Source organism: Rhodococcus sp. EPR-157, assembly GCF_001647195.1.
In the GTDB taxonomy this organism is placed as follows: Bacteria; Actinomycetota; Actinomycetes; order Mycobacteriales; family Mycobacteriaceae; genus Rhodococcoides.
This window is the reverse complement of record NZ_LVCV01000607.1, coordinates 1-6105: the sequence shown is the minus strand read 5'-3', so window position 1 is coordinate 6105 and position 6105 is coordinate 1. Positions and strand designations below refer to the sequence as shown.

Annotated in this window: 9 protein-coding genes; all 9 read right to left on the bottom strand. The window is 65.1% G+C overall.

What is annotated here, in order from left to right; genetic code table 11:
• Window positions 1-843 (bottom strand): PQQ-dependent sugar dehydrogenase (locus tag A2J03_RS26310; RefSeq protein ID WP_197480977.1); only part of this gene is annotated, 843 nt, incomplete at its 3' end.
• A 47-nt stretch (window positions 844-890) separates the two neighbouring features.
• Complete coding sequence (locus A2J03_RS26305) at window positions 891-1094, bottom strand: heavy-metal-associated domain-containing protein (protein WP_068380168.1); 204 nt, start codon at window positions 1092-1094, stop codon at window positions 891-893.
• Window positions 1095-1128: 34 nt separating this feature from the next.
• Window positions 1129-1410, bottom strand: coding sequence for a metal-sensitive transcriptional regulator (locus A2J03_RS26300; RefSeq protein WP_068380163.1), 282 nt, complete (start codon window positions 1408-1410; stop codon window positions 1129-1131).
• 16 nt (window positions 1411-1426) lie between these two features.
• Window positions 1427-1666, bottom strand: a complete 240-nt coding sequence (locus A2J03_RS26295; RefSeq protein WP_068380159.1) for a hypothetical protein — start codon at window positions 1664-1666, stop codon at window positions 1427-1429.
• A complete protein-coding gene (locus tag A2J03_RS26290) occupies window positions 1663-2136 on the bottom strand; it encodes a hypothetical protein (protein WP_068380175.1) in 474 nt (157 codons plus the stop codon). Before A2J03_RS26290 ends, A2J03_RS26295 begins: the two co-directional genes overlap by 4 nt.
• 150 nt (window positions 2137-2286) lie before the next feature.
• Window positions 2287-2472 carry a hypothetical protein gene (locus A2J03_RS26285; protein ID WP_068380156.1) on the bottom strand — a complete coding sequence of 62 codons (186 nt, stop codon included), beginning with the start codon at window positions 2470-2472 and terminating at the stop codon, window positions 2287-2289.
• Between the two features lie 325 nt (window positions 2473-2797).
• Window positions 2798-3391 (bottom strand): hypothetical protein, encoded by a 594-nt coding sequence (locus tag A2J03_RS26280; protein WP_068380170.1) that lies wholly within the window; start codon window positions 3389-3391, stop codon window positions 2798-2800.
• Window positions 3388-4362 carry a porphobilinogen synthase gene (gene hemB, locus A2J03_RS26275; RefSeq protein WP_068380144.1) on the bottom strand — a complete coding sequence of 325 codons (975 nt, stop codon included), beginning with the start codon at window positions 4360-4362 and terminating at the stop codon, window positions 3388-3390. The genes A2J03_RS26280 and hemB overlap by 4 nt, the downstream gene beginning before the upstream one ends.
• Before the next feature lie 15 nt (window positions 4363-4377).
• Window positions 4378-5940 (bottom strand): uroporphyrinogen-III synthase, encoded by a 1563-nt coding sequence (locus tag A2J03_RS26270; RefSeq protein ID WP_068380143.1) that lies wholly within the window; start codon window positions 5938-5940, stop codon window positions 4378-4380.
• Between the last annotated feature and the right edge of the window lie 165 nt (window positions 5941-6105).

Here is a 6105-nt window from a genome sequence, read left to right as displayed (position 1 = left end):
ACTCCAGACGGCTGCCCGCGCTCCCGGCACCCGATCCGGATCGGTCATCGGCACCGATTCGTCGTACGTCCCCGGCCGCCGGTCCGGCTTGTAGCCGTAATTGCCGCCGGCCACCAGCAGATTGAGTTCGTCGTCCCGTGTGGTGCCCTGCTCGACCGCGTACAAACGCGAGGTTCCCGGCGCGAACGCCAACGCCTGCACGTTCCGGTGTCCGAGCGTGAACACCCGCCCTGGCGCATCCGCGGCCGCCGATCCGTCGGCGTCGACGTGCAATACCTTGCCGCCGAGCGAGTTCGGATCCTGCGGAACCGAAGGACTCGCAGTGTCCCCGGTACCGATGAACAGTGAATCGTCGGGCGCGGCCAGGATGCGGCATCCACCGTGCCGTCCGCCGTCGGCTACGGGAATGTCGTCGACGATCGTCCGCACCCGCGTGAGCGTCGTCCAGTCCTCGTCGACGGTCCACCGGAACACAGCGATGCGATTGTCGGCTCCTGCTACGCCCTGGCACGTGTAGAGAGCGCGTGACGACGAGAAGTCCTGTGCCAGTTCGATGCCCATGAGCCCGGTCTCACCTTGGGCGTAGAGGTCGTCGAGATCGGCGTCGAGCTCACCCACCGTCCCATCCGCGCGCTGGACCACGAAACGTCCGCTGCGCTCGCCGGTGAGGATCGTCCCATCGGGTGCGGACACCACATCCCACGGCTTGGTGAGCCCGTCCATTTCGACCGTGACGTCGAGGGCAGGAAGCGAGCCGCCGGACGATACCGGACTCGGCGGTGCGGGGCTGGGCTCGGCCCCTTCCGACTCAGGTCCAGTCGAGCAGGAAACCGTGAGGCACATGATCGACACCAGGACAGTGGTACCGGTCAGCAAACGCCGTACCCCCGTCATGACGCGAGTCGGTAGCCTGCCTCGTCGATGGCACAGGCCACCGCGGCGTCGTCGATGTTCGTGTCGCTGGTGACGATCACTCGGCCCGATTCCACGTCGACCTCGACGCCGACGACACCGCCGATTTCCGATAGCTCCTCCGATACCGAAGCAGCGCAATGCTGGCAGGTCATTCCCTCGACGACAAAACTGCGTTTCATGCTCTGAACCTTCTTTCGGTGGTTGGTCGAGACGTCAGGATCGGACGAGTCGCGCTATGGCGTCGGACGCCTCTTTCACCTTGGCATCCGCCTCGGGCCCGCCCTTCTTGGCGGCCTCGACGACGCAGCCCGCGAGGTGGGCGTCGAGCAGTTTGAGCGAAACGGACTGCAGCGCTTTCGTTGCTGCGGATACCTGGGTGAGGACGTCGATGCAGTAGCGGTCCTCGGCGACCATGCGCGAAATTCCCGCAACTTGGCCTTCGACGCGCCGCAATCTCTTCAACAGATCGTCCTGCTCGGGCGAATAGCTACTCATACTCGAAATGATACCCCTACCGGGTATGGGAACGCCGCCGAACGGACCGTCGAACCGCATCGACCGACAACAAGAGGGCAACGAGTACACAGAACGTGGCCGCAGTGATCCACGATCCAGAGTATCTGGTGGACACGAACTCCGGATGCCCGCCGGCGACTGCCGCGAAGGTGCTGTCAGTGACTCCGAGGTTCCAGCACACGACGGCGACTGCCAGCAGAGCAATCGCGCCGATCACCTCCCCGATCCCCCTCACGCCCTGCTCACCAGAACCTCTTCCAGGGCCTCTCGCAGGCCGTCGTCGTCTTTCGCCCACGCTTGGACCAGCCCTCCGCCGACCAGACGTAGACCGATCCCGTGACGCCGTCGCGGGACACCACTCAGCTCGCCGAGCACCCGGGCCGTCTCCCACTTCTTCGGCTCGTAGTCTCCGTTCGAGTAGTCGGCAGGGGGCAGCACCACGTCGATGTCGTCGAGGTCGACAGTCTCCGTCCCCTGCCGGAGGTACGAGGACGTGAGCTCGACGCTGACATGGCGTCGCGCGGCCGAAATCTGAACGTAGGCGAATCCGACGAGCAGCAGAGCGAACAACGCCAGCGCGAACCAGTGCACCACCGGTCCGGTCATCAACTCCACCACCAGTGCGATCGAGCAGAACGCCGGACCCCACAGAAGCGCCCGCCAGCGCGCGCCCGGTTCGGTGAACAACACCGGGCTATCGGACACGGGAGTGCCATCTCCGAGCCGAGGGTCGGTGGACGAGCGCACAGGCCATGCAAGCGAGTCTCACCACCCGAGGTCGACGGCTCGTCGGGTTGTCGGAATTCACGACACCATACTGCCCTGACGCGGCCTGATGCCCAGCTTCCGGGTCGATCAGCCGGTCACCATGGCAGGCAGAAGAATCACGAGTGCCGCGAGTACGCCCAACGCCACAACGAGTCCGATCAACAGCAGCTCACGTGCCACTCCGTGTTCGCACGGAACGGTCTTGCTGGGCCGGTCGTGCCGACTCGGCAGGGTCGCCGGTGTCGGGGGTATGGATTTCGCTCGAACCTGCATGCGACTCCTTGGAAGTCCCGTTTGTGACTTCCATCACGCTACCTGCCGGTACGGGCAGAATTCAAACGACGCAGGTCACGCCGCGCTGAATCCCAGCGTCATGATCAACACCGCGATGGACACTGCGACAAGGAGACCGAACAAGGCCCAAAGTGGTCGGCCACGCTCGGCATCCTCGGCGGATGGCATGGCGGCAGGGTGCGTATCGGCAGGTCGAATTCTGGGCTGCGTCATGGGTCTGCGATCCGTCCACTCGAAGGTCCCCCATCAACGGTGATACTAATCACATGTTACTGGAGTGACGTGAGTGACACGCCGAGGGACATCAGGCCTTACGTGAAGCCAGAAAGTAGGCATTGGATTCCTTGCGGTGAAGCAGGTAGATCGCCCCTGCGGCCAGCACACCTTGCAAGATCGAGACCACACTCATGACGATCTGCAGGGCACCACCGTCGACGCCGAAGCCGAACAACTGTGGGAGCGCCAGCACCACGGTGACGGTTCCGATCGCCGTCAACACCGCGCGGGCCCACAACCGCCCCATCCGCATCTTCTGTACCCAGTAGGTGAACAGAGCAGCGAAACCGATCCCGAACAACGCCATCACTACGAGGGCGACAGTCAGATAGGTCTCGGCGGAGTCGAGCGTCAGGGGCAGCGAGGGATCCTGCGCCTTGACGTCGTCGACGAGTTGTTGCGCGAAAACCGACCGCTCACCGTTCACCATGATCAAGGTCATCAACAGGCTGAGCAATCCGAGCCCGGTCACTCCCCACCACAGGTGCCGAGCTGTCTCGACGTCGACCGGAGCCGGTCGTTCGACCCGCTGCAGCGGCGGCGGGCCGTGCTCGGCTTCCCAACGTTCCCAGTCCGGGTGTGGCGGTTGCTGTTCGTTCTCGGGATGCCAGTTGTTGCTCACAGCCACCCTGCCGCTTCTGTTGCCCAATAGGTGAGTACGACGTCGGCACCCGCGCGCCTGATACTCGTCAACGATTCGAGCACCGCCGCATCACGATCGATCCACCCGTTCTGCGCGGCGGCCGTGATCATCGCATACTCGCCCGAAATCTGGTATGCCGCAACGGGAACCGGAGATATATTCGCAACGTCCCGAAGGATGTCGAGATACGACATCGCGGGCTTGACCATCACCATGTCTGCACCTTCGGCGAGGTCGAGTTCCACCTCGTGCGCAGCTTCGCGGCGATTCGCCGCATCCTGCTGGTAGGTGCGCCGGTCCCCCTGCAGCGACGAACCGACCGCTTCCCGGAACGGTCCGTAGAAGGCGGACGCGTACTTCGCCGAGTACGCCAGCTGACCGACCTCGGTGTGTCCGGCTGCATCGAGCCCGCCGCGTATCGCCGCCACCTGGCCGTCCATCATTCCGCTCGGCCCGAGCAGGTGGGCACCGGCATCTGCCTGTGCCACAGCCATATCGACGTAGCGCGTCAGGGTTGCATCGTTGTCGACCACACCTTCGGGCGTCAACACACCGCAGTGGCCGTGATCGGTGAACTCGTCGAGGCACGTATCGGCCATGATGACCGTCGCATCACCGAGGTCCGCCTTCAATGCTCGCAGCCCTCGGTTGAGGATTCCGTCGGGATCGCTTGCGCCCGTGCCGGTTGCGTCCTTGTCCTCCGGCCGCGGCACACCGAACAACATCAGACCACCGACGCCTGCAGCGACCGCCTCTTCGGCGGCCTTGCTCAGCGAATCCAGCGTGTGCTGGAAAACGCCTGGCATCGACGAGATCTCGCGCTGCTCGGTAATGCCGTCCGCGACGAACATCGGCAACACCAGATGCCGTGCCTGCAACGATGTTTCGGCAACGAGACGCCGAAGCGCCGGGGTGCGCCTGAGCCTGCGTGGACGATCTACCGGAAACAAGGGTGCCTCACTTCGTTAGCGCCGACGAGACTTCTTACGCGGAGGCGGCAGGGCGCCTTCGGCGCGCAGACGAGCGGCATGCTCGGCCAGCGCCTCGATCAGAGGACCGACCTGCGCGGTCTCGGGCTGGACGTCGACCCGCAGTCCGAACTCGACGGCAGTCTCGGCCGTCTTGGGTCCGATGCAGGCAACCAGCGTGCGCGCGTGCGGCTTACCAGCGATACCGACGAGATTGCGAACGGTCGAACTCGACGTGAAGCACACCGCGTCGAATCCGCCGGTCTTGATCATCTCGCGTGTCTCGGCGGGGGGCGGTGCGGCCCGCACGGTGCGGTAGGCGGTGACGTCGTCGATTTCCCAACCACGCTCACGCAGACCCTCGGCGAGCGTCTCGGTCGCGATGTCCGCACGCGGCAACAGAACCCGATTGACCGGATCGAAGACCTCGTCGTACGGTGGGAAGTCTTCCAGCAGACCGAGCGAGGACTGATCCCCCGACGGCAGCAGTTCGGGGTTGATTCCGAACGACCGGACCTTCTCCGCGGTAGCTTCACCGACGCACGCGATCTTCACGCCGGAGAACGCACGGGCATCGAGTCCGAACTCCTCGAACTTCTCCCACACCGCGCGAACGGCGTTGGTGGAGGTGAAGACGACCCACTGGTAGCGACCGTCGACCAGCCCCTTGACCGAGCGTTCCATCTGAGCCGGGCTGCGGGGAGGCTCGACGGCAATAGTCGGGACCTCGATGGGGATGGCGCCGTGCGTGACGAGCCGATCGCTCATCTCACCTGCCTGATCCTTGGTACGCGGCACGAGGACGGTCCAGCCGTACAGTGCGCGAGATTCCCACCAGGACATCTTGTTTCGTCCCGAGACGACCTTGCCGACGGTGACGACGAGAGAGCCGACGAGCTCGCTGCCTGCGTCGTTGAGCGTCGCCAGGGTCGCTTCGACGGTGCGCTGCTGACGAGTGGTACCGCGGACGGTGATCGCGGCGGGCGTCTGCGGGGCGAGTCCGTGTTCGACGAGTGCGCTTGCGGTCTCGGCGAGGTGTCCCGACGTCGCATGCAGGACCAGTGGGCCGGGAGCTGCGGCGAGCGCAGCCCAGTCGACCTCTCCTCGGACGTCGGCCTCGGTGTGACCCGACCCCAACGCCATGCCGGCGTAGCTCGGCACTGCCGATCCGGACGGCAGTCCGGGCAGAACCTCGAACTGCACGTGGGTGCGGGCGACGGCACTGACCTCGGCGATGACGGAATCGGTGGTCAGCGGATCTCCCGACACGAGCCGGACCACGTCGTGTCCGTTCTTCGCTTCGGCCAGCAGAGTCTTCGCGACCTCTGCGGGTTCACCGAGGGCCGGTCGGACGTCGACGCCGTTGGCGCCGGTCTCCGGGTCACGGGGCAAGTCGTTTCCGACGAGGGCGACGACGCCCTTGTCGACGTCCGGGTCCGTGAAGGCGAGCTCGGCGGCGCCGAGTACCTCACGTGCTCGGACAGTGAGCAGAGCCGGGTCACCCGGCCCGGATCCCACGAACAGGATCCGCCCGTTGGCGTTCTTGCGGACTGGGCTCATCGGTTGTTCTCCAGTGCTTTCTTGTGTGGGTAATGCAGTTCTATCGGGGTGGCCGGGCCCCGTTTGGGGATCAACCGCGCAGTTGCGATGGATCCGCCTCTGACCGGTGGCCGCGGGGCCCTGCGTTTGGCGCGTCCGCGTGTCGGTGCGGTGATCGACCTAGAC

Coding starts and splice junctions, on each gene's coding strand:
- A2J03_RS26305 (WP_068380168.1), bottom strand. CDS start 1,094: ATGAAACGCAGTTTTGTCGTCGAGGGAATGACCTGCCAGCATTGCGCT.
- A2J03_RS26300 (WP_068380163.1), bottom strand. CDS start 1,410: ATGAGTAGCTATTCGCCCGAGCAGGACGATCTGTTGAAGAGATTGCGG.
- A2J03_RS26285 (WP_068380156.1), bottom strand. CDS start 2,472: ATGCAGGTTCGAGCGAAATCCATACCCCCGACACCGGCGACCCTGCCG.
- A2J03_RS26270 (WP_068380143.1), bottom strand. CDS start 5,940: ATGAGCCCAGTCCGCAAGAACGCCAACGGGCGGATCCTGTTCGTGGGA.